Raw genomic sequence first — 21,985 nt, 5'->3', positions numbered from 1 at the left:
CGCGCAGCGGGCGCGCGCGCCGGCGTCAGTGCTTGCCGGCCGGCGAGCGGTGCTTGTACAGCACGTCCTGGTCGACGCGGATCAGGTTCTGTCCCGCATCGACGACGAAATCCACGCCGTTGTAGGCGCTGCCCGTCAGCAGCAGGATCGCGCTCGCGACGTCTTCCGGCCCGGCGATGCGCGCGAGCGGCGTCGACGCGCGGCTCGCGTGTTCGAAGTCGGCCTGCGTCTGGTCGTCGCTCGGCAGCATCAGCCCGGGGAACACCGCATTCACGCGCAGCACCGGCGACGCCGACAGCGCGAGCATCTGCGTGAGATTGCCGAGCGCCGCTTTTGCGACCGTGTAGCTGAAATGGTCGCGGTGAAAGTTTTCCTTGATCTTCTGGTCGACCACGTTCACGACGACGCCCTGCGTGCCGGCCGCGCGGGCCCGCTCGTAGAACGCGCGCGTGAGCAGGATCGGCGCGCGGCAATTGACGGCCCAGGCCTGGTCGAACGCCGCGAGGTCGAAGCTCGGGAAGTGGTCCTGCCAGAACACCGATGCATTGTTGACCAGCACGTCGAGGCGGCCGAAGCGCGCGTAGACCTGGTCGACCAGCGCGGCGACCTGCGCGGCGTCGGACAGGTCGGCCTGCAGCGCGACAGAATCCGTTCCGCGTTCGGCGATCGCGCGGGCTGCGGCCTGCGCGGCGTCGGCCGAGCGATCGTAGTGCACCGCGGTGCGATAGCCGTGCGCGGCGAAATACTCGGCGAACGCGCGCCCGGCCCGGCGCGCGGCGCCGGTCACCAGCACGACGGGCGCGTGCGCCGCTTGCTTCGTCGACTCCATTTACGTATTCGTCAGGTTGACTGAAGAAGGGTTCGCGACGATCGACAGGAATTCGCGCCGCGTCGACGGATCGGTGCGGAACGTGCCGAGCATCCGCGACGTGACCATCTCGACGCCCGGCTTGTGCACGCCGCGCGTCGAGATGCACTGGTGCGCGGCTTCGAGGATCACGCCGACGCCCTTCGGCTGCAGCACGTCGAACAGCGTGTCGGCGATCTGCACCGTCATCTTTTCCTGGATCTGCAGACGCTTCGCGAACGCATCGACGAGGCGTGCGAGCTTCGAGATGCCGACGACGCGATGATTCGGCAGATACGCGACGTGCGCGCGGCCGATGATCGGCACCATGTGGTGTTCGCAGTAGCTCTCGAAGCGAATGTCCTTCAGCACGATCATCTCGTCGTAGCCGTCGACCTCGCTGAAGGTGCGCGCGAGGATGTCGCGCGGCTCCAGCGTATAGCCCGAGAAGAACTCCTCGTACGCGCGCACGACGCGCGCCGGCGTATCGATCAGGCCTTCGCGCGCGGGATCGTCGCCCGCCCAGCGCAGCAGCACGCGGACGGCTTCCTCGGCTTCGTCGCGGCTCGGCCGGGATGCGGCCGGTTCGGGCCGCTTGGTCTTTTTAGCCATGTATCTGCTCCATCGAATGCGGCCGCCCGGCGGCGGCGCGGAATCCGCGCATTGTTTCATGCTTTCGCGGCTCGTGCGTGCGGCCGCGCGCTCACTTCGGCCATTCGTCCTGTTCGTCGTTGAACAGCGACGCGACCACGCCGCGCAGCCACGCGGTGCGCGGATCGTTGTGGAACTTGCGATGCCAGTGCTGCTTCAGGTCGAAGCGCGGCAGCGGCAGCGGCGGCTCGACCGGCACGATGAACGCGTGCTCGGCCGCATACGCATAGCCGATCGCGTGCGGCACCGTCGCGATCAGGTCGGTGCGGCTCAGGATGAACGGCAGGCTCATGAAGTGCGGCGTCTCGAGCACCGCGCGGCGCTGCATCCGCTGTTTCGCGAGATATTTCTCGAGCACTTCCTGGCTGCGTCCTTCGGCGCGCACGACTGCGTGCCCGCAGCCGAGAAACTGCTCGACCGTAAACGGCGGCGCCTGCTCGAACGGATGGCCGCGCCGCATCAGGCAGACGAACCGGTGCGTAAACAGACGCTGCTGGAAGAAGTTGTTGCCGTCGAGATCGGGGAAGTAGCCGACCGCGAGATCGATCGTGCCCGCTTCGAGCCCGCGGCCGACTTCGTCGTGCGCGAGCGATACCGAGCGCAGGTTCGCATGCGGCGCGTGCGTCGCGAACGCCTGCAGCAGCTTCGGCAGGAACACGATCTCGCCGACGTCCGACAGCGCGATCGAGAACGTATGCGTGCTCGCGGCTGGATCGAAGTCGTGCGGCGCGACGAGGCCGCGCTCGATCTGCGCGAGCGCGTCGCGCGCGGCCGGCAGCAGCGCCAGCGCGCGCGGCGTCGGCTCCATGCCGCGCGACGTGCGCACGAACAACGGATCGCCGAAATATTCGCGCAGCCGGCCGAGCGCCGTGCTGACGCGCGGCTGGCTGACGCCGAGCAGGTCGCCGGCGCGGCTGACGTTGCGCGTGTCGTCGAGCGCGACGAGATAGGGAATGAGGTTCAGATCGAGGGCGTCCATCGCCGGGCCGGTATCTTGAAAACGTATAGAACATATCTCCGGAATCGCGTTGCCGCATAGTCGGGAAAGCGCTCAAATGTGTTCCACGATTCGAATTAATGTTCTGGAGACGAACAATGCGTACTCAGGTCGCCATCATCGGCGCCGGGCCGTCCGGCCTGCTGCTTTCCCATCTGCTGCGCCTGCAGGGCGTCGATTCCATCCTCGTCGAAGCGCGATCGCGCGAATACTGCGAGAACCGCATTCGCGCCGGCGTGCTGGAGCAGGGCACCGTCGACACGCTGAACGAAGCCGGCCTCGGCGAGCGGATGCGCCGCGAAGGGCTCGAACATCACGGCATCGAGCTGCTGTTCTCGGGGCAGCGCCACCGCATCGACCTGAGCGGCCTGACCGGCGGCCGCGCAATTACCGTCTACAGCCAGCACGAAGTGGTGCGCGACCTGATCGCGGCCGGCGTCGAGCATGGCCATCCGATGCACTTCGAAGTCGGCGGCGTCGCGCTGCACGATGTCGAAAGCGCGCATCCGTTCGTCACGTTCACGCATGCGGACGGCCGCGAGGACCGCATCGACTGCGACTACATCGCCGGCTGCGACGGTTTTCACGGGATCGCGCGGCAGACGATTCCGGCCGAGCGGCTGCGCACGTTCGAACGCGTGTACCCGTTCGCGTGGCTCGGTATCCTGGCCGACGCGGCGCCGTCGCTCGACGAGCTCGTCTACGCGCACCACGAACGCGGCTTCGCGCTGTTCTCGATGCGCTCGCCGACGGTTACGCGCCTCTACCTGCAGTGCAGGCCCGACGAAAACCTCGACGAATGGTCGGACGCGCGGGTCTGGGACGAACTGCATACGCGTTTCTCGAACGACACCGGCTGGACGCCGACCGAGGGCCGGATCACGCAGAAGAGCGTGACGCCGATGCGCAGCTTCGTGTCGGAGACGATGCAGCATGGCCGCCTGTTTCTCGCCGGCGACGCCGCGCACATCGTGCCGCCGACCGGCGCGAAGGGCATGAACCTCGCGGTCGCCGACGTCCGCGCGCTGTCGCGCGCGCTCGGCGCACGCTACCGGACCGGCGACGCGACGCGCCTCGACGCGTATTCGGCGACCTGCCTCGAACGCGTGTGGCGCGCCGAGCATTTCTCGTACTTCATGACCAACATGCTGCACCCGTCCGCGGACGACACGCCGTTCGTGAACCGCCTGAAGCTTGCCGAACTGAAATACGTGTCGCGCTCGCGGGCCGCCGCGCAATCGCTCGCCGAGAACTACGTCGGGCTGCCGTTCGACGACGACGCGTCCTCCGAGGCATCCCGCCTTGACAACGCCCTGAGCGCGACTCTATGATCGGCCCATCGTTCGCTAATCGAATCCGAGTTCGTGTAGCGAACAAATGCCGGGTCCGGATACGGTCCCGGCGCGGCACGCGGCACGCGCGTGTCCCCTCGACAGCCGCGCATCGTGCCGCGGGTACGTATCAGGAAGAGACATGGTCAACAAGATTTTCGAATCGCTTCAGTCGGCGGTCGCCGACGTTCACGACGGCGCGACGATCATGATCGGCGGCTTCGGCACGGCCGGCATGCCGTCCGAGCTGATCGACGCGCTGATCGAACAGGGCGCGCGCGACCTGACGATCGTCAACAACAACGCGGGCAACGGCGAAATCGGCCTCGCCGCGCTGCTCAAGGCGAAGCGGGTGCGCAAGATCATCTGCTCGTTCCCGCGCCAGAGCGACTCGCAGGTGTTCGACGCGCTGTACCGCGCGGGCGAGATCGAGCTGGAACTGGTGCCGCAGGGCAACCTCGCGGAGCGCATCCGCGCGGCGGGCGCCGGCATCGGCGGCTTCTTCACGCCGACCGGCTACGGCACGAAGCTCGCGGAAGGCAAGGAAACCCGCGTGATCGACGGCAAGCCGTACGTGTTCGAGACGCCGATCCATGCCGATTTCGCGCTCGTGAAGGCCTACAAGGGCGACCGCTGGGGCAATCTCGTGTATCGCAAGACCGCGCGCAACTTCGGGCCGATCATGGCCAGCGCCGCGAAGGTCGCGATCGTCCAGGTGTCGGAAGTCGTGCCGCTCGGCGAGCTGAATCCGGAACACATCGTGACGCCGGGCATCTTCGTGCAGCGCATCGTCGAAGTGCCGCAGGCCGCGCATGCGGCCGAGCTGGCCGCCGAACGTGCCGCGGCCCGCGCCGCCTGACCGCCTGCCTGAGGAGCATTCAAATGAAACGACTGACCCGCGATGAAATGGCCAAGCGCGTCGCCCAGGACATCCCCGAAGGCGCGTACGTGAACCTCGGCATCGGCGTGCCGACGCTGGTGGCGAACCACCTCGACCCGAGCAAGGAAATCTTCCTGCACAGCGAGAACGGCTTGCTCGGCATGGGCCCGGCGCCCGCGCCCGGCGAGGAAGACGACGAACTGATCAACGCCGGCAAGCAGCACGTGACGCTGCTGACGGGCGGCGCGTATTTCCACCACGCCGATTCGTTCGCGATGATGCGCGGCGGCCACCTCGACTACTGCGTGCTCGGCGCATTCCAGGTGTCGGCCAACGGCGACCTCGCGAACTGGCACACCGGCGCGCCCGACGCGATTCCGGCGGTCGGCGGCGCGATGGATCTCGCGATCGGCGCGAAGCAGGTGTTCGTGATGATGGAGCACTTGACCAAGCAGGGCGAAAGCAAGATCGTCGCGCAGTGCTCGTATCCGGTGACGGGCGTGCAGTGCGTGAGCCGCATCTATACGGATCTCGCCGTGCTCGACGTGACGCGCGACGGCCTCGCGGTGGTCGAGATCTTCACCGACCTGTCGTTCGACGAACTGCAGAAGCTGACCGGCGTGCCGCTGATCGACGCGACGCGCAAGGCCGCCTGAACCCGCAAGCCGCCGGCGGCGCGCGTTCGGGCGCACGCCGGCGCGCTTCGGTGGACAATAGGCGCACCCGTTTCCCAACCTGATGCCATGCTCGAAGACAGCGCCCGCCTGACCTCCCTCATCTGCGGCACCGAGCCGCTCAACCGGATCTGGTCGCCCCGCGCCACCGTCCAGCGCATGCTCGACGTCGAGGCTGCGCTGGCGCGTGCGCTCGCCGTGCAACAGGTGATTCCCGCCGCCGCCGTCGCGCCGATCGAACGCGCGTGCGACGCCGCTCGGCTCGACGCCGACGCGCTCGCGCGCGACGCGGCGCTCGGCGGCAATCTCGCGATTCCGCTCGTCAAGCAGCTCACCGCGCAGGTGAAGGCCGACGATCCCGAGGCCGCGAAGTTCGTCCATTGGGGCGCGACGAGCCAGGACATCATCGATACCGCGACCGTCCTCCAGCTGCGCGATACGCTCGACGTGCTCGAGCCGATGCTCGACGCCGCCTGCGCATCGCTCGCGGCGCTTGCGCGCACGCATCGCGCAACGCCGATGATCGGCCGCACGTGGCTGCAGCAGGCGCTGCCGATCACGCTCGGCCTGAAATTCGCGCAGTGGCTCGACGCGCTGCTGCGTCATCGCGCGCGCTTCGCCGAATTGCGCGCGCGTGCGCTGGTGCTGCAGTTCGGCGGCGCGGCCGGCACGCTCGCGAGCCTGCGCGAGCACGCGCGCGGCGTGACGGACGCATTGGCCGCCGACCTGAAGCTCGCCGCGCCGGCCGTACCGTGGCACACGCAGCGCGACCGCATCGCGGAAGCCGCGTCGTGCTTCGGGATGCTGACGGGCACGCTCGGCAAGATTGCGCGCGACGTGTCGCTGCAGATGCAGACCGAAGTCGGCGAGCTCGGCGAACCGGCCGCCGCCGGCAAGGGCGGCTCGTCGACGATGCCGCACAAGCGCAACCCGGTCGGCTGCGCGGCCGTGCTGACCGCCGCAGTGCGCGCGCCGGGCCTCGTCGCGACCGTGTTCGCGGGGATGGTTCAGGAGCACGAGCGCGCGCTCGGCGGCTGGCAGGCCGAATGGGACGCGCTGCCCGACCTCGCGCGGCTGACCGGCGGCGCGCTCGCGCAGATCGCGCAGATCGTCGCGGGCCTCGACGTGAATACCGCGCGGCTCGCCGCGAACCTCGACCTGACGCACGGGCTGATCCTCGGCGAAGCCGTGATGCTCGCGCTCGGCGACCGGATCGGCCGGCTCGATGCGCATCACGTCGTCGAGCATGCATCGAAGGAAGCGGTGCGTACCGGCGCGACGCTGTTCGACGTGCTCGCGGCCGATTCGACTGTTTCCGCCCACCTGTCGCGCGACGCGCTCGCGCGTCTGCTCGATCCCGCACATTACGTCGGCGAGGCGCAGGCCTACGTCGATGCCGTGCTCGCGCTGCATGCGGGCACCCAGACCCCAGGAGAACACTGATGCCCTTCGCCACTGTCAACGGCGTGAAACTGCATTACCGGATCGACCGTGCCGCGCGCGCCGACGCGCCGTGGCTCGTCTTCTCGAACTCGCTCGGCGCGGACCTGCAGATGTGGGCGCCGCAGATCCGCCCGTTCACGCAGCACTTCAACGTGCTGCGCTACGACACGCGCGGCCACGGCCACTCGGACGCGCCGGCCGGCTCGTACACGATCGACCAGCTCGCGGGCGACGTGATCGGCCTGCTCGATCACGTCGGCATCGCGCGCGCGTATTTCTGCGGGATCTCGATGGGCGGGCTGACGGGTGCGGCACTGGCTGCGCGCTTCCCGTCGCGCATCGAGCGCGCGGTGCTCGCGAACACCGCCGCGAAGATCGGTTCGCCGGAAGTGTGGGCGCCGCGTGCGCAGAAGGCGCGCGCCGAAGGGATGGCCGCGCTGGCCGACGCGGTGCTGCCGCGCTGGTTCACGGATGCGTTCGTCTCCCGCGAGCCGCGCCTGTTCGACGCGATCCGCGACACCTTCGTGCATACCGACAAGGACGGCTACGCGGCGAACTGCGACGCGCTGAACGCGGCCGACCTGCGCGAGGAAGTGAAGGACATCGCGCTGCCGGTGCTGGTCGTGACGGGCGCGCATGACATGTCGACGCCGCCCGACCAGGGCCGCGCACTGGCCGCCGCGATTCCCGGCGCGCGCCACGTCGAATTCGACGCTGCGCATATTTCGAATATCGAGCGCACCGACGATTTCAATCGTGCGCTGCTCGAATTCCTGACCGCGTGAGGCCCCGACGATGGACGACCAGCAACGTTACGAAGCAGGGATGAAGGTGCGCCGCGCAGTGCTCGGCGATGCGCACGTCGACCGCTCGATCGAGAACCGCACCGAGGTCACCGAGGAATTCCAGAACCTGATCACGCGCTATGCGTGGGGCGAGATCTGGACGCGGGAAGGCTTGCCGCGCCACACGCGCAGCCTGCTGACCATCGCGATGATGGTTGCGCTCAATCGCGGCGAGGAACTGGCGCTGCACCTGCGCGCCGCGCGCAACAACGGCGTGACGCGCGACGAGATCAAGGAAGTGCTGCTGCAGACCGCGATCTATTGCGGCGTGCCGGCGGCGAATTCCGCGTTCCACCTCGCGGACAAGATCTTCAAGGAACAGGACGGGGCCGCTTAGGGGCCGCCTAGGTGGGCTGCCCAGGCGGGGCCGCTCAGGCGGGCCGTCGACGATGAAAGAACGTGCCGGCAGTGTATCGGCGCGACGCGTACCGGATGGCCGGTGCGTGAACCAGGGAAAGGCGCGACCCGCATGCCGGGTTGCCGATATGACGGCACGGAATGCGACCGCAGCACGCGCTGAAGCGCGGCACACGGTCGACATCCGGCCGACAAGGAGACAGACGTGAATCGCACACCGGTCGTCGACGTACAGACCTTCATCAACGAGCAGCCGTTCGGCGGGTTTCAGTGGCTCGTCTTCCTCATGTGTTTCGTGATCGTGCTGCTCGACGGCTTCGATACGGCCGCGATCGGCTTTATCGCGCCGTCGCTGCTCGGCGAATGGAACCTGACCAAGCCCGATCTCGCGCCGGTGCTGAGTGCCGCGCTGTTCGGCCTCGCGTGCGGCGCGCTCGTGTCGGGCCCGTTGTCCGACCGGCTCGGCCGCCGCTCGCTGCTGCTCGGCTCGGTGTTCCTGTTCGGGGTCGCGTGCCTGCTGTCCGCGTTCTCGACGACGATCGGGCACCTGACCGTGCTGCGCTTCGTGACCGGCGTCGGGCTCGGCGCGGCGATGCCGAACGCTGTCACGATGATGGGCGAGTTCTGCCCGGACAAACGTCGTGCGACGGTGATCAACCTGATGTTCTGCGGCTTTCCGCTCGGCGCCGCGTTCGGCGGTTTTCTCGCCGCGTGGATGATTCCGCATTTCGGCTGGCGCAGCGTGCTGATGCTCGGCGGCGTGACGCCGCTGCTGCTCGGCGTGCTGCTGTTGCTGAAGATGCCAGAATCGGTGCGCTTCATGGTCGCGAACGGCCAGACGGTCGACCGGATCCGCGCGACGCTGGCACGCATCTCGCGCGATGCGTTGAACGCCGGTTCGTTCGCGATGACGGAAGCTGCGCCGCAGACCGGCAGCAAGGGCCTCGGCGTCGTGCTGTCGCGCTCGTACGTGGTCGGCTCGGTGATGCTGTGGGTCGCGTATTTCATGGGGCTCGTGATTTTCTACGCGTCGATCAACTGGATGCCGATCCTGCTGAAGGATGCGGGCCTCACGCCGAAGAGCGCGACGCTGATTTCCGCGCTGTTCCCGCTCGGCGGCGTCGGCGCCGTGCTGTGCGGCGTGCTGATGGACCGCTTCAACGCGAACCGCGTGATCGCCGTGTGTTATGCGCTGACGGCGATCAGCGTCTATGCGATCGGGCAGGCGGCCGGCAACGTCGGGCTGCTGGTGCTGGTCGTGTTCATCGCCGGCGTGCTGATGAATACCGCGCAATCGTCGATGCCGGCGCTCGCGGCCGCGTTCTATCCGACTGAGGGGCGCGGCACGGGCGTTGCGTGGATGCTCGGCGTCGGGCGTTTCGGCGGGATTGCCGGCTCGTTCCTCGTCGCGGAACTGACGCGCCGGCACTTTTCGTTCGCGGGCGTGTTCGCGACGGTGGCCGTGGCGGGCGTGCTCGCGTGCGTCGCGCTGCTGATCAAGCAGATGGCGCGGCCGCACGGTGCGGCGCAGCCCGCGGGCAAGATCGAATCGCTCGGACATTGAGCGCGCGCGGGCCGGTGCGATGCGCCGGCCTTCGCGGCGCTATTCCTCGGCGTCGTGTTCCTTGACGAAGTTGCGCAGATACGCGCGCAGCGCGGCCTCCCGGCTGCGATGATCGGCAAGGTTCGCGGCGCCCATGTCTTCCTCTTCGCCGAACAGCGTCGGCGGCGCGCAGTACGTGCCGACCTCGATGTCTTCGCGCAGCACACGGATGTCGTGCGTGTCCGGGTGATACTCGGCCACCCAGTGCATGCCCTCGATGTGCTCGCCGGCCTTCAGCAGTGACTTCATCGGCATTTCTCCCGGCATCGGCGGCGCAACCGGCGAAACGACTGCGCGCACCCGTACCAAAAGGGTACGCCTGCCTCACGCGAAGCTCAACGGGCGCGCGGTGAGCGCTCACTGCTGCAGCAGGTGCGCGACGAGCGGATACAGGGACAGGATCAGCAGCACGGCCATCGTCATGTTGAAGATGCGCAGCGCGCGCGGGTTCGACAGGAAGCGCCGCAGGCCGAGGCCGAACGCGGCCCACAGGCTGATGCACGGGAAGCCGATCAGGATGAACAGGACGGCCATCCACGCGGCGTTCATCCCGTAGTCGGCGGACAGGCGGATCGTCGTCGCGGCGGTCAGCACCATCATCCATGCCTTCGGGTTGACCCACTGGAACGCGGCGGCTTCGATGAACGTCATCGGTCGCGGCTTCGCGCCGTGAGCCTTCACTTCGCCGGATGTGCCGATACGCCACGCGAGGTACAGCAGGTACGCGACGCTGGCGACTTCGAGGATCGTGTAGAGCAGCGGCACGCGCTTGAATACTTCGCCGAGCCCGAAGCCGACGCAGAGCATCAGGATCGCGACGCCGATGCTGATGCCGAACAGGTGCGGCATCGTGCGGCGGAAACCGAAGTTGACGCCGGACGCGAGCAGCATCGTGTTGTTCGGGCCGGGCGTGATCGTCGTGACGAGCGCGAACAGCATGCCGGCGGGCAGCGCACTCAGGGTGAGGAATTCCATCGCGGGGTCTCCATCGGGAAGGGCGGGTGATGGAGGTCAGTTTAGCGACGGTTGGCGGTACAGTACCGGTACAGTTTGGCGGGTGGGTGCCGGTACGGGGTGTGAGCCGGAAATTTCCACTTCCGGCCGGATGTGTTGACTCTTGGAAAAGATGTCCGCAGTCTCAATATGTTGTCTTTAAATAAAAGGCGACATATCGAGGGGGCAACTGAGCTGGAAATCTTGCTTAGCGTGCCAGTGCGGTTCGAGGAGCATCTCGTGCGGCATCGTGATAGTCAGGCAGCGACCACGGACTGCGAAGGGGCGTGCTATTCATCACGATTGAGGACGAATCCGGTCAGCCGTGGAGTATGGCCCGAACTGCGCAATTGCTCGGGTCGAGTTGGGGCTGCTCAGAATCGGAAACGCTGGCGACTCTAACGGAGAACAGTCGGAAGTTGCTTGAGCTAATGGGATGGCCGAACAATCGGTGAATTCCAGTCGTCGCCGACGTGCAGGCCTAACGACCCTCAAATACGGCGCGCACTTCTTCGGGAAGCGGGAAGCGCCGCATCAAAATCGTCTCCGATACGGGCATTGCCCTTGAGGTCGCCCAAGCGTCGCGCGACGTTCTCCCGCTCCATGGGTACGCGAACGCAGGCAAGCGATGCTTCCAAGGACAACTTTTCTGAGAATTTCCGTGCCCAAGGACATCTTTTCTGAGACGGGTGGCATGCGATCGTCCCAAAAAAGATATCCAAGTCGTTGATTTGTATACGGTGCCGAGGACATCTTTTCTGAGAGCCCACACGACTGGACCGACCTACTCGGTGCACAAATTGCGACAGCGAGGGAATACTACCGAGGTGATGCCCATCTCTCGATTCACCCAGCTTTACCGCTCGCCAAATTCAATCACACTCCTGATTGATTTCACGATCTGAATACCGAGTATTAAGATGCATCGCTTTTGATTGGTTCCGGGAGATTGCTGGACCTTCGCTAGACGATCACTGACGCTTTATAGAATTTGCCTCCACGACTAGTCGATGCGTTAAAAGCCTCTATGGCAAACCTCGTCAAAAGTCATGCGACCCGCAAGACCCACACCAACAGGGAAGCACAATCACCACGCCCTTTGAAATTTTTCTCGACAACCCAATTCCATATGGGTTTGCTCTCTCTCCTAGTGACGCAGCCTATCGGGCAATGCGTGATGATACTCTCGGGTCTACGGGAGATCCGGCGTTTCTGCCACATCGACGCGTGACATCGTGCTGTGGTGTGGGTTTGTCATTGGACGACGACTTCCCGACGAGAAAAGCGAATATCCACCGAGACCAACGATGACCAGAGAGCAGCAGATCATTGAATCCATCCGGCAACTACATGCTGAAGGGAGAAGCGCGTTTACGCCAGAAAACATCCAGGAAACCCATGAGCGTTACCCCGAGCGTTGGCCTTCACTACCGCACAGTTGGGCGCCGCTCGTTCACGGAGTGCTGCGAACGCTTATGTCGTTGGGGCTCGTGAGATCGGACGGTAGGGGGAGCTACCAGTTGACGCATCAGCCCGGGCCGATCTTCGATGTGACGCCTTCGCAACGTCCTCCCGGCAATCGACCACCCGATGCCCCTCCTGGAAATGACAATGGCGATGGTGAAAACGGACGCGGAGCCGGGTATCGTGAAGTGCTTTCTCATGCGACTCTGTTTGCGTTAACGAATGACGATTTCGGCCGCTTGCTCGCTCGTATCGGAGACCGCTCGTGACGAAAAAAGCAAATGGACTTGCACTGCTGGCGCACAAGTGCGCTGCCAGGACGTTTGACCTCTCGACTGGGGTCCTTCACGCCAGCATGCGTGATCAGATCGTGCGTGCGCAGCTGCTGATGCGCGACTTGAAGGAGAATGAGCCGGGCTGCCGGCGAGTCTTGATCGTCGGCGGCGGAGTGGGTGGAATTTCCGCAGCAGCGATGGCGAGTGAGCTTGACATGGAGGTCTTACTCGTCGACAGCAAGCGGGAGCCGTTCAGCCTTCAGGCCGGCGTGACGAGTCGCTACGTCGGGCCTTTCATGTACGAATGGCCCGAACTCGGATACGATTGCCAAACCTATCCACCAGTGCACCCGCTAGATCCACCGCACAGTGCCACGCCAACATGGACGGCGAATCAACCGATTTCTGCTGCCGACTTTGCGAATAGGTTAAAGACTTGGCTCGCCGCGCATACGTTTTCACCAGGAAAAGCGCGGTTCTTTTTTGGCGCGGTACCTACCGATGTCGCGACCTTTGTGCGTGACTTTGTTGCCCACCATGGCAGCGCCTCCGGTGCGACCACATCGAAAAGCCCGGAATACGTGCTTCCCGAGGGCTGTCTCGACCACAAAAGGAGACCGGCGCCTACCGGTGCGCCATTCGTCCCCGACTACGTCGTTCTCGCGGCAGGAATGGGGGAAGAGCGTGTCGCCCTTCCTGACTTTGAGTTTGTAGAAGGAAAGCGATTCTGGGACAACGATGATCTGAAGCTCCCCCAAACCTGTTTCGGCAACTCCTGTGTATTCGGGGGAGGTGATGGGGCGCTACAGGACGTCCTGAGACTTCTAACAATCCACAATCATCCTCTCCAGATGATTGAAGAATTGAAAAGCGATGTATTGGTTGCAAATGCGATCGAGAAAGTGACGCCGCGCCTCGAATCACTTGAGCGACAAAGTCGCCTCGTCACCACTTGGTCTGGGGCGAGTAGCTTCGACCCCATCGACAGGCAATGCCAGACCGTTGCGATGGAGCTCGCGCGCGTCAAGGGCGTGCGCGACGCTGTATGGCGACAATTGCGCAAAGGGTCCGGGGAGGTCCATCATGTGATGCGCGAGCAATATTTTGGCAAGGCATACTTGTTAAACCGCTTCTCGGTGCATCTCATCGAACAATGTCAGGTTGCCGAGGAGCGCACGGGTACCCTTACATATCATCCACATAGGAAAACGAACGTCGCAGACGCGAAGCCGGCGTTCAGTGCCGGCAAGCGGGGATATTCGATCTCGCTTGATACCAGCCCGAATGCATATTTCTTCCAGTGGGTTGCGGTTCGGTACGGCGCCGACCCAGACGAGCTCCCCCAATCAAAGATGGTCAAATTGAACGAGACCACCCAAGCCGATCGGACAAGCATGGCCGCCATTCCGCTTCCACTGGTGGTACCGAAATAACGATGACTAGCGCGGCTTGAGAACATCGGGCCGCTTCTCGATTTATCGCGTCCCCACCCGTTGTTGCAAGTAGATGACTGTGTCCAGCACTTTGGTTACTCCAACAGGTATTGCCGGGTCCTGACGCGCACTTCTACGGCGATGGTTGTCGCCAAATTCCATCGAAACACCAAGGCAGGGGGGCGGTGACCTTCCCGAGGACGATTTTTCTTCGAATTTCCGTATCCAAGAACATCTTTTCCCGAGAGCCCGCAACTATCTATCGTCTCTCCGAAAAAGAGGCATCCTCGCGGTCTTCCCACTGCACCTTGCATACCCCTCCTCCCTATATGGATTCGCGAACTGGCATATACTCCCCCCCGCTATAGGAAGGGAGCCACCATGAGCCACACCATCAAGGAAAAACAAAAGCTGCTGAACCGCGTTCGCCGCATCAAGGGACAGGTCGAAGCGATCGAGCGTGCGCTCGAAGAAGAGCGCGGCTGCAACGAAATCCTGCAGCTCATCACCAGCAGCCGCGGCGCAATGAACGGCCTGCTCGCGGTCGTGCTCGAAGATCACATTCGCAGCCATCTCGTCGACGCCGACGGGCACGAAGACGAGGGCAGCGCGACCGAGCAGCTGATCGAAGTCGTCCACAGCTATTTCAAGTAATCGAGTGCCGAGATGAGCGAATTCAAGGACGCCGCATTCGGTGCGGGCCACGACCACATTTTTCTGGGCGCCGCGCACGAGGAGAACGAGCGCAGGACCTGGATGGTCATCGCGCTGTGCGCGGCCATGATGGTCGCCGAGATCGTCGGCGGCTCGATCTTCGGTTCGCTGGCGCTCGTCGCAGACGGGCTGCACATGTCGACCCACGCCGGCGCGATGCTGATCGCCGCGCTCGCCTATTCCTATGCGCGCAAACACGCGAGCGACCCGCGATTCGTGTTCGGCACGGGGAAGCTCGGCGACCTGGCGGGCTTCACCAGCGCCATCGTGCTTGCGATGATCGCGCTGCTGATCGGGTATGAAGCGATCGCGCGCCTGCTCGCGCCCGTTCCGATCCGTTTCGGTGAAGCGATCCCCATCGCGGTCGCCGGATTGCTCGTCAACATCGCGAGCGTCTGGCTGCTAAGCGGCGATCATCACGGCCATAGCCATGCTCACGGCCACGGTCATCATCACGGGCATGCGCATGGCAGTCACGGCGGTCACGAGCACGAAGACGAAGTGCACACGATCATCGATCGGCACGGCGTATTCGTCGTGTCGATATTCGAAGATAGTGTGCCGCCCGTTTTCCGTGTAGCGCCTGCGACGACCGATACCAAGCTCGTCGATGCAAATGCCGTGTCGGTGACGACGATCCGTCCGGACGGTACGCGGCAAGCGTTTGCGATGGAAAGTCGCGGCGGCTATCTGGAGTCGATCGAGGATATTCCTGAACCCCACCAGTTCAAGGCCATCGTCCGGTTGAATGGCAACGAGCACGAACTCGCGTTCGACGAACATGACCACGGCGCGTCCGCTGCGGCGGTGCGGGATCACAATATCCGCTCCGCCTATATTCACGTGATCGCCGATGCGGCAGTATCGGTCCTGACGATCGTCGGCCTGCTGCTCGCGCGTGCGTTCGGCTGGATCTGGATGGATCCCGTGGCGGGGATTATCGGCGCGCTGGTGATCGCGAACTGGTCGTATGGCTTGATGCGCGATACCGGCGGCATTCTGCTCGACATGAATCCGGATCGCCGGCTGGCGGACAGTGTGCGCACCGCCATCGAAGGAAGCGGCGACCGGATCAACGATCTGCATGTCTGGCGCGTCGGACCGGGGCACATGAGCGCGGTCATCTCCGTCTCGACCGACGATGCTGCACGCGATTCGCGCTTCTATCATGGCCTGCTGCAACGCTTCAAGGATCTGTCGCACGTGACCGTCGAAGTGGTTCCGGCCGCAAGGGGGCACTGAGGATGGCGGTCAAATCGCCGTGCGTCGACGTGTGCTCGTTCGACGGCAAGACCGGCTACTGCGTCGCCTGTCTGCGGACACGGGAGGAAGCGCGCGCGTGGAAGAAGATGACGGACCATCGCCGCCATCAGATCGTGAATGATCGGGCGCGGAGACAGGCGAAATTGCCGCCGACAACCACTGACTGATCGAAGGCGCGTGTGGCTGGGGCGTTTGGTGAGCGCTGGCGTTCCTGGTTTCGCGAAGAGGGGCGTGGCTGCGTGGAGCGGCGCGGCAGGCAGTAGCGGCGATCCGACTTGTCACGCCGGTGTTGCCGCGCAGAACGGCCAAGAACGGCCTGCCGGTCAGGATGTCCGCGCGCATTTCAACGCGGAGTAAGCCGCGTCGATCAGCACCGATACCGGCGCTGCCGTCACGACGAACCGGAATGAAAAAAGCTGCTTGCGCGACGCGCAAGCAGCGAGGGAAAAAGGACATCTCTGGCACGAGGTGGGTCCCGATAAGTTATCGGCCCACCGTCGGAAAACCTGAGAGCGATCTTGAAGATTTTCGAGCCGTCGCCTGGCGCTCAACGCGGCTGCGGCAGCCTCGGCGTTCGTCCGCGCTACCACCGCCTGCAACCGTGCTCAGGCGAGCTCCACCGTGCCATGATCGTCGCAGTGGTCGCCATGCGGGTGATGAAGGCGGCCGTTGACCAGATAATCGACGTGATCGCCATGCGGAACGGCTTCATGCCCGCAGCCCGGACCGTGCACATGGCCCGGCTCATGATCGCCGCAGTCCGGCGTACACCGGTCCGGATTTTTCGCGCTGACTTCGATCTTGTGTTCGTCTACGTGATCGCCGTGCGGATGGTGCAGGTGGCCGTCGTGGAGATAGTCGACGTGGTCGCTATGCTTGATCGCCGTATGGCCACAAGCCGGACCATGTTGATGTTCATGCTGGGCGTGATGACGCTCATTGCAGGTGCTCATACGTACCTCCTTTGTTCGTCTGGTCAAGCAAAAAAGACCTGAACCTGCCCGACGTCTTCACCAGTATAAGACGGCCTCTCCGGGCAAGCGGGGGATTGCTTATAACCCTTCGGCATGAACGATCGGCCAAAGCCGGTCGGCAGCGGATAATCCGTGGCCTGGAGATAAACGTCTGAACAATGGCCTGCACCGATGGATGGCTTGCCCGGCGCGTCGGGGACGGCGGTGCGCAGCCAGGCATCGCAGGCCGCCTGACGAAACAGTTACAAGATAAGTGTTGACGCCGGTGGCGCCCAGCAGGTACCGTGTCGGCCGAAGTTCAAGAAGTTCGATAGTTGTTCATCCATTGCTCGCCCCCTCAGCGGTATTCGTTGTCCTCTCCCTCCTTGATGCTTCACCTGCTCGTTAGCGGAGCAAATTTTTCCATTTTTCATCAAGGATTCTTCATGGATACCGGTATCGCCAAGTGACGGCCCCAGGACGCCGGCCGAGCATCAGTCGGCTCGATCACGCCACGCGTCTCGTCGCGCTTCATTCTTCCCTTTGACGGCAACGTCTTTTGCGTTTGCCGCCTACTCCCGATTCGGCCGCGACGGCTCTGAATCAGCGTATCCGCGCGTAATGCGCACGGTACGTACGTACTCGGACATCATTAAAATTAAAATGCATAACGAAACAACTCAGCAATACAACGGCTATGCCGTCCGACCGTCGGCACATCGTTTGCCCGACGGCAGCTTTTCATCGAACCTGGTGCTCGAACGTAACGGCAGAGCACGCGCCGAAGGCCGCTACCAGTTCTATTCGCTCGATTACTTCGCGAGCGAGGAGCAGGCATTGCAGTACTCGACCCGCTGGGCGCGCCACTGGGTCGACACGCGCGGCTAAGAACGATGCACCGGTTCCAAACCGCCAACGCATGCTCGACCTCGCCGGTCGAACGCCTTCATTCGTCTGCCATCAGATGGCGGATGATCAGCGCCGGATCGGCGATGTCGAGAATCAGCCGGCGAAATATACGCTTGCGCATATGTTCTTCGTCGAGAATCCACGGTTGGCCCTTGTCGCTGAGATAGCGCGCGAGGGCGTCCGCATTGTCATGGCCCGCGGGCAGGTCGAGCCTCGCGGACAACAGCCCTGCCACGACATCGTCGATGTCGATGTCGAGCGGTTTCGAGTCGATCAGAAGCGAGAGTTTCATGGCGGTCCTGGGCAAAAAGCGGCGCCGCGTGCCGAGTGCAGCGTGCGGCGCCGAACGTGTTGCGCCGGCCGCGACTGTTTAGCCGGCGCTTGCACGAGCCGCTGTCAGGTCAGTACTCGAGTTCCGGCGTGGCGGACGGCACCGGGTCGGCGTCCTTCGGCGCTTCGGCGACCGATGCGTCCGTCGTCAGGATCAGGCCGGCGATCGACGCGGCATTCTGCAATGCCGTGCGCGTGACCTTGGTCGGATCGACCACGCCTGCCTCGACCAGATCGCCGAATTCGCCGGTCGCCGCGTTGTAGCCGAAGTTGCCCGTGCCTTCGAGCACCTTGGCGACGACGACCGAAGGCTCATCCCCCGCGTTCGAGGCGATGACGCGCAGCGGCGCTTCGAGCGCGCGCAGCACGATCTGGATACCGGCGTCCTGATCGCTGTTGGCGCCCTTCAAGTCCTTCACCATCGAACGCGCACGCAGCAGCGCGACGCCGCCTCCCGGCACGATGCCTTCCTCGACCGCCGCACGGGTCGCGTGCAGCGCATCGTCCACGCGGTCCTTCTTTTCCTTCATCTCGACTTCGGTCGCCGCACCGACCTTGATGACGGCGACGCCGCCCGCGAGCTTCGCCACGCGTTCCTGCAGCTTCTCGCGATCGTAGTCGCTCGTCGCTTCGTCGATCTGCGTGCGGATCGCCTTCACGCGCGCTTCGATGCGCTGCTCGTCACCGGCGCCGTCGATGATGATCGTATCGTCCTTGCGCACTTCGACGCGCTTCGCGCGGCCAAGCTCCTCGAGCGTGGCCTTCTGCAGCTGCTTGCCGGTTTCCTCCGAGATGACGGTCGCACCGGTGAGAATGGCGATGTCCTCGAGCATCGCCTTGCGCCGGTCGCCGAAGCCGGGCGCCTTGACCGCTGCGACCTTCAGGATGCCGCGCATCGCGTTCACGACGAGGGTCGCCAATGCCTCGCCGTCGACATCTTCGGCGACGATCAGCAGCGGCTTGCCGGCCTTCGAGGCTGCTTCGAGCACGGGCAGCAGATCGCGGATGTTCGAGATCTTCTTGTCGTGCAGCAGGATCAGCGCGTCGTCGAGATACGCAGCCTGCTTTTCCGGATCGTTGATGAAATAGGGGCTGACGTAGCCGCGGTCGAACTGCATGCCTTCGACCACATCCAGTTCGTTGTCGAGCGACTTGCCGTCTTCGACGGTGATCACGCCTTCCTTGCCGACCTTCTCCATCGCGTCGGCGATGATTTTGCCGATCGCCTCATCCGAGTTCGCCGAGATCGAACCGACCTGCGCGATCTCGCGGTTCGTGGAAATCGGCTTCGAAAGCTTGCGCAGTTCGTCGAGCACGGCAGCGACCGCCTTGTCGATGCCGCGCTTGAGGTCCATCGGGTTCATGCCGGCCGCGACGTGCTTCATGCCTTCCTGCACGACGGCCTGGGCCAGCACGGTCGCCGTGGTGGTGCCGTCGCCGGCGACATCGGCGGTCTTCGACGCGACCTGCTTGACGATCTGCGCGCCCATGTTTTCGAAGCGGTCCTTCAGCTCGATTTCCTTCGCGACCGACACGCCATCCTTCGTGATGGTCGGCGCGCCGAAGCTGCGCTCGATCAGTACGTTGCGGCCTTTCGGCCCGAGGGTCACCTTCACGGCATCGGCGAGGACGTTCACGCCCTTGACGATACGGGCGCGTGCGCTGCCATGGAATTGGACGTCTTTTGCACTCATGGTGTTGCTCCGGATAAAGTCGTTGACTCAACGCGTCGCGAACGCCGGTTCGGCGCTTCGCGACCGGCCTGGGATGTCAGGCCGCCTTGCGGGAGGCGTCTGCGTCGGCGTCGAGGACGCCCATCACGTCTTCCTCGCGCATGACGAGCAGTTCCTCGCCGTCGACCTTGACGGTCTGGCCTGCGTATTTGCCGAAGAGAACGTGGTCGCCGACTTTCAACTGGAGCGCGCGCAGCGTGCCATCCTGCAGCAGCCGGCCGTTGCCGACTGCGAGGACTTCGCCTTGTTCGGGTTTCTCGGCAGCCGAGTCGGGAATCACGATGCCCGAAGCTGTCGTCCGCTGCGTTTCGATTCGCTTGACGATAACCCGGTCGTAGAGGGGACGAATCTGCATTTCCATCTCCTGAGCGATTAAAGGATCACCAATAAGGGAATCCGGCTGCGGATACCGGAGCGCGTGGAGCGCCGCGGTGCAGCCGCGCCAATGTTTGGCGGAAAGCGAAATAGAGGTGCACGTCGCGCCCTTCAAGAGGCGCGAATGCGGCTATGTGTAACAAATTGTTTCAGCGTGGCGACAGGATTCGATGGACTGCGCCGAGACGATAAATCGTGCGGCCGCGTCCGTTCGGGCGGCGCGGCTGCGGCAGCACGGGACACGGGGGCCGGCGTCCGCCGTCCGCGTCGAGGGTGTCGTCGGGTTCGTCGAGCGTGCGCCACAGGCCGCCCTTGACGGGCCGGAACAGCCAGCGCACGTAGCCGCGGCGCGCGGCAAGCTGCATCAGCGCGTCGCGGTCGGTCCGATCGTCGGGAAGCAGCGGATCGCGTGCGATGGCGTCGTCGTAATGGCCGAACGCCTGGCGGCACGCGAGTGCTTCGGCCGCGCTCGCGCCGATCGCGTTGCATCCGCGCCGCTCGACGCGCTCGACATCCCATGCGCCCGATTGCCACGCCGCGTCGAGCAGCATCGCGTCCACCGCTTCGAAGCTGTGCCACGGCGTATCGAGCTGGACGAGCGATCCGGGAACCGGTCGGGGCGGGATCTCGACGCCGGGCAGCACGAGCGGTGTCGCGCGACGGAATCCGTGCCAGTGGAACATCGCAAACAGCGGCGTGTTCACGCGGGCCGCCGCCGTGACCGTGACGGCAAAGAGCGGCAGGCGCACGCTCTCGACCTGTTCCTGAAGCCTATCGAAAAGATCCATGAACCCTCCTGTACGACATGTCGCGAGGCCTCTTGAAATTTCCGTTGCTTGCACTATTTTATGCATCGCTCAGGCAGTTGCGATAAGCGCTGCGTGTTTCGATTTGTTTGTCGGCGGGTTTCCCACGGACAGGCGGACTGGAGCGCGTGGTTCCGTTCGTCTTTCGTGAGGGGCCCCGGTTTCAAGGAGCCAGCCATGAGCGATCTTTTCTTCGGCACCGATCTGCTGGGCGAACTCGAGCGCCTGCAACGGCAGATGGCCAGCCTCTTTGCGGGTTACCCCGCGAGCCTGCGCGCCACGCGCAGCGAAACCTTTCCTCCGGTGAATATCGGCAGCACCGACGACAGCGTCGAGATCGTCGCGTTTGCGCCAGGACTCGATCCTGCCGCGATCGACGTCACGATCGACAAGGGACTGCTGACGATCAGCGGCGAGCGCCGGCTGCCCGAATCGAACGCGGACGCCGAGACGCGCGTGTATGCGAGGGAGCGTTTCATGGGTGCGTTCCGGCGCGTGATCGAGTTGCCGCAGCACGCCGATCCGGACAAGGTCGGTGCGCGGTACGTGAACGGTTGCCTGATCGTCAGTGTCGGGCGGTCCGAGGCATCGAAGCCGCGCGCGATTACGGTCCAGTGATTCCGGGATGAAATGTCAAAGGCACGGAGGACATCATGAACGACAGTACCGAACTGGCGACTCGCCGTTCCGGCACCGAGGTCGCCCACGCCGAGCAGGCGGCGCCTGCAAAGCAGTTCACCCGTATCGCGCCCGCCGTCGATGTGTTCGAGGACAGTCGCGGCATTACGCTGTATGCGGACCTGCCCGGCGTTCCGCGTGAAAAGCTCGACGTGCGCGTGCAGGACAGCAGCCTGACCGTCGAGGCCGAAGCGGTGATTCCGACGCCTGCCGGACTGCGGCTGCAACACGGCGAAGTGCGCCATCCGCACTTCTGGCGCGCGTTTACGCTCAGTCCGGATTTCGACGTCTCGCGTATCGATGCGCAGCTGCGCGACGGGGTACTGAAGCTGACCATACCGCGCCGCGAAGAGGCGAAGCCGCGACGCATCGAAGTAAGCGTCGAAAAGGTGGATGGATAGGAGCAGGTCGGGACGCACGGCGAAGCATGC

General features: G+C 64.3%; 25 protein-coding genes. 16 read left to right on the top strand and 9 right to left on the bottom strand.

What is annotated here, in order from left to right; genetic code table 11:
* Positions 1-25: 25 nt before the first annotated feature.
* The 3 genes from BST28156_RS13795 to BST28156_RS13785 form a co-directional block, all read right to left on the bottom strand.
* On the bottom strand, positions 26-829 hold the full coding sequence (locus BST28156_RS13795; protein ID WP_174902465.1) for an SDR family oxidoreductase: 804 nt from the start codon (positions 827-829) through the stop codon (positions 26-28).
* Positions 830-1,459, bottom strand: a complete 630-nt coding sequence (folE, locus tag BST28156_RS13790; RefSeq protein WP_174902464.1) for a GTP cyclohydrolase I FolE — start codon at positions 1,457-1,459, stop codon at positions 830-832.
* Positions 1,460-1,550: 91 nt separating this feature from the next.
* The gene (locus BST28156_RS13785; protein ID WP_060244720.1) at positions 1,551-2,477 is read right to left on the bottom strand and encodes a LysR family transcriptional regulator; all 927 of its coding nucleotides are present in this window, start codon (positions 2,475-2,477) and stop codon (positions 1,551-1,553) included.
* A gap of 116 nt (positions 2,478-2,593) precedes the next feature.
* On the opposite strand from BST28156_RS13785, the gene BST28156_RS13780 reads away from it, so the two are divergent.
* The 7 genes from BST28156_RS13780 to BST28156_RS13750 all read left to right on the top strand — a co-directional run bounded on the left by BST28156_RS13780 (position 2,594) and on the right by BST28156_RS13750 (position 9,589).
* The gene (locus BST28156_RS13780) at positions 2,594-3,826 is read left to right on the top strand and encodes a 4-hydroxybenzoate 3-monooxygenase (RefSeq protein WP_174902463.1); all 1,233 of its coding nucleotides are present in this window, start codon (positions 2,594-2,596) and stop codon (positions 3,824-3,826) included.
* 142 nt (positions 3,827-3,968) lie between these two features.
* A complete protein-coding gene (locus tag BST28156_RS13775; RefSeq protein WP_060244716.1) occupies positions 3,969-4,685 on the top strand; it encodes a 3-oxoacid CoA-transferase subunit A in 717 nt (238 codons plus the stop codon).
* Between the two features lie 23 nt (positions 4,686-4,708).
* Entirely contained in the window at positions 4,709-5,362 is a 654-nt protein-coding gene (locus BST28156_RS13770) for a CoA transferase subunit B (RefSeq protein WP_009690668.1), read from the top strand.
* Positions 5,363-5,449: 87 nt separating this feature from the next.
* Positions 5,450-6,823 carry a 3-carboxy-cis,cis-muconate cycloisomerase gene (locus BST28156_RS13765; protein WP_174902462.1) on the top strand — a complete coding sequence of 458 codons (1,374 nt, stop codon included), beginning with the start codon at positions 5,450-5,452 and terminating at the stop codon, positions 6,821-6,823.
* Positions 6,823-7,608: a 3-oxoadipate enol-lactonase gene (gene pcaD, locus BST28156_RS13760; protein WP_174902461.1), complete on the top strand. Its 786-nt coding sequence runs from the start codon at positions 6,823-6,825 to the stop codon at positions 7,606-7,608. The genes BST28156_RS13765 and pcaD overlap by 1 nt, the downstream gene beginning before the upstream one ends.
* A gap of 10 nt (positions 7,609-7,618) precedes the next feature.
* A complete protein-coding gene (pcaC, locus tag BST28156_RS13755) occupies positions 7,619-8,005 on the top strand; it encodes a 4-carboxymuconolactone decarboxylase (RefSeq protein WP_009688282.1) in 387 nt (128 codons plus the stop codon).
* 225 nt (positions 8,006-8,230) lie between these two features.
* Positions 8,231-9,589: an MFS transporter gene (locus BST28156_RS13750; RefSeq protein ID WP_174902460.1), complete on the top strand. Its 1,359-nt coding sequence runs from the start codon at positions 8,231-8,233 to the stop codon at positions 9,587-9,589.
* Between the two features lie 39 nt (positions 9,590-9,628).
* On the opposite strand, the gene BST28156_RS13745 is transcribed toward BST28156_RS13750, so the two are convergent.
* Positions 9,629-9,877, bottom strand: a complete 249-nt coding sequence (locus BST28156_RS13745; RefSeq protein ID WP_060244761.1) for a hypothetical protein — start codon at positions 9,875-9,877, stop codon at positions 9,629-9,631.
* A gap of 108 nt (positions 9,878-9,985) precedes the next feature.
* A complete protein-coding gene (locus BST28156_RS13740) occupies positions 9,986-10,603 on the bottom strand; it encodes a LysE family translocator (RefSeq protein ID WP_174902459.1) in 618 nt (205 codons plus the stop codon).
* Positions 10,604-11,928: 1,325 nt separating this feature from the next.
* Between BST28156_RS13740 and BST28156_RS13735 the strand changes: the two genes are divergently transcribed.
* From BST28156_RS13735 to BST28156_RS13705, 7 genes are all read left to right on the top strand, one after another.
* Positions 11,929-12,354 (top strand): hypothetical protein, encoded by a 426-nt coding sequence (locus BST28156_RS13735; RefSeq protein ID WP_174902458.1) that lies wholly within the window; start codon positions 11,929-11,931, stop codon positions 12,352-12,354.
* Entirely contained in the window at positions 12,351-13,793 is a 1,443-nt protein-coding gene (locus tag BST28156_RS13730; protein WP_174902457.1) for a hypothetical protein, read from the top strand. Before BST28156_RS13735 ends, BST28156_RS13730 begins: the two co-directional genes overlap by 4 nt.
* 381 nt (positions 13,794-14,174) lie before the next feature.
* Positions 14,175-14,447: a metal/formaldehyde-sensitive transcriptional repressor gene (locus BST28156_RS13725; RefSeq protein WP_174902456.1), complete on the top strand. Its 273-nt coding sequence runs from the start codon at positions 14,175-14,177 to the stop codon at positions 14,445-14,447.
* A 12-nt stretch (positions 14,448-14,459) separates the two neighbouring features.
* Entirely contained in the window at positions 14,460-15,749 is a 1,290-nt protein-coding gene (gene dmeF / locus BST28156_RS13720) for a CDF family Co(II)/Ni(II) efflux transporter DmeF (protein ID WP_174902455.1), read from the top strand.
* 2 nt (positions 15,750-15,751) lie between these two features.
* Entirely contained in the window at positions 15,752-15,937 is a 186-nt protein-coding gene (locus tag BST28156_RS13715) for a DUF1289 domain-containing protein (RefSeq protein WP_060246412.1), read from the top strand.
* A 351-nt stretch (positions 15,938-16,288) separates the two neighbouring features.
* Positions 16,289-16,765 carry a hypothetical protein gene (locus BST28156_RS13710; protein ID WP_174902454.1) on the top strand — a complete coding sequence of 159 codons (477 nt, stop codon included), beginning with the start codon at positions 16,289-16,291 and terminating at the stop codon, positions 16,763-16,765.
* A 621-nt stretch (positions 16,766-17,386) separates the two neighbouring features.
* Positions 17,387-17,611, top strand: a complete 225-nt coding sequence (locus tag BST28156_RS13705) for a hypothetical protein (RefSeq protein ID WP_174902453.1) — start codon at positions 17,387-17,389, stop codon at positions 17,609-17,611.
* A gap of 58 nt (positions 17,612-17,669) precedes the next feature.
* Here the strand turns inward: BST28156_RS13705 and BST28156_RS13700 are convergent, their stop codons facing one another.
* From BST28156_RS13700 to BST28156_RS13685, 4 genes are all read right to left on the bottom strand, one after another.
* On the bottom strand, positions 17,670-17,924 hold the full coding sequence (locus tag BST28156_RS13700; RefSeq protein ID WP_174902452.1) for a hypothetical protein: 255 nt from the start codon (positions 17,922-17,924) through the stop codon (positions 17,670-17,672).
* Positions 17,925-18,033: 109 nt separating this feature from the next.
* The gene (groL, locus tag BST28156_RS13695) at positions 18,034-19,656 is read right to left on the bottom strand and encodes a chaperonin GroEL (RefSeq protein ID WP_174902451.1); all 1,623 of its coding nucleotides are present in this window, start codon (positions 19,654-19,656) and stop codon (positions 18,034-18,036) included.
* 76 nt (positions 19,657-19,732) lie between these two features.
* A complete protein-coding gene (locus tag BST28156_RS13690; protein WP_009688709.1) occupies positions 19,733-20,050 on the bottom strand; it encodes a co-chaperone GroES in 318 nt (105 codons plus the stop codon).
* A 169-nt stretch (positions 20,051-20,219) separates the two neighbouring features.
* Entirely contained in the window at positions 20,220-20,858 is a 639-nt protein-coding gene (locus BST28156_RS13685; RefSeq protein WP_174902450.1) for a diguanylate cyclase, read from the bottom strand.
* Positions 20,859-21,053: 195 nt separating this feature from the next.
* Between BST28156_RS13685 and BST28156_RS13680 the strand changes: the two genes are divergently transcribed.
* Positions 21,054-21,494 (top strand): Hsp20/alpha crystallin family protein, encoded by a 441-nt coding sequence (locus BST28156_RS13680; RefSeq protein ID WP_174902449.1) that lies wholly within the window; start codon positions 21,054-21,056, stop codon positions 21,492-21,494.
* 35 nt (positions 21,495-21,529) lie between these two features.
* Positions 21,530-21,955 (top strand): Hsp20/alpha crystallin family protein, encoded by a 426-nt coding sequence (locus tag BST28156_RS13675; protein ID WP_174902448.1) that lies wholly within the window; start codon positions 21,530-21,532, stop codon positions 21,953-21,955.
* Positions 21,956-21,985: the final 30 nt, after the last annotated feature.

The sequence above is a fragment of the Burkholderia pseudomultivorans genome (genome assembly GCF_902499075.1).
Classification (GTDB): Bacteria; Pseudomonadota; Gammaproteobacteria; order Burkholderiales; family Burkholderiaceae; genus Burkholderia; species Burkholderia pseudomultivorans.
Note: the sequence above shows the minus strand (reverse complement) of the source record. Positions and strands in the feature narration are given on the sequence as shown.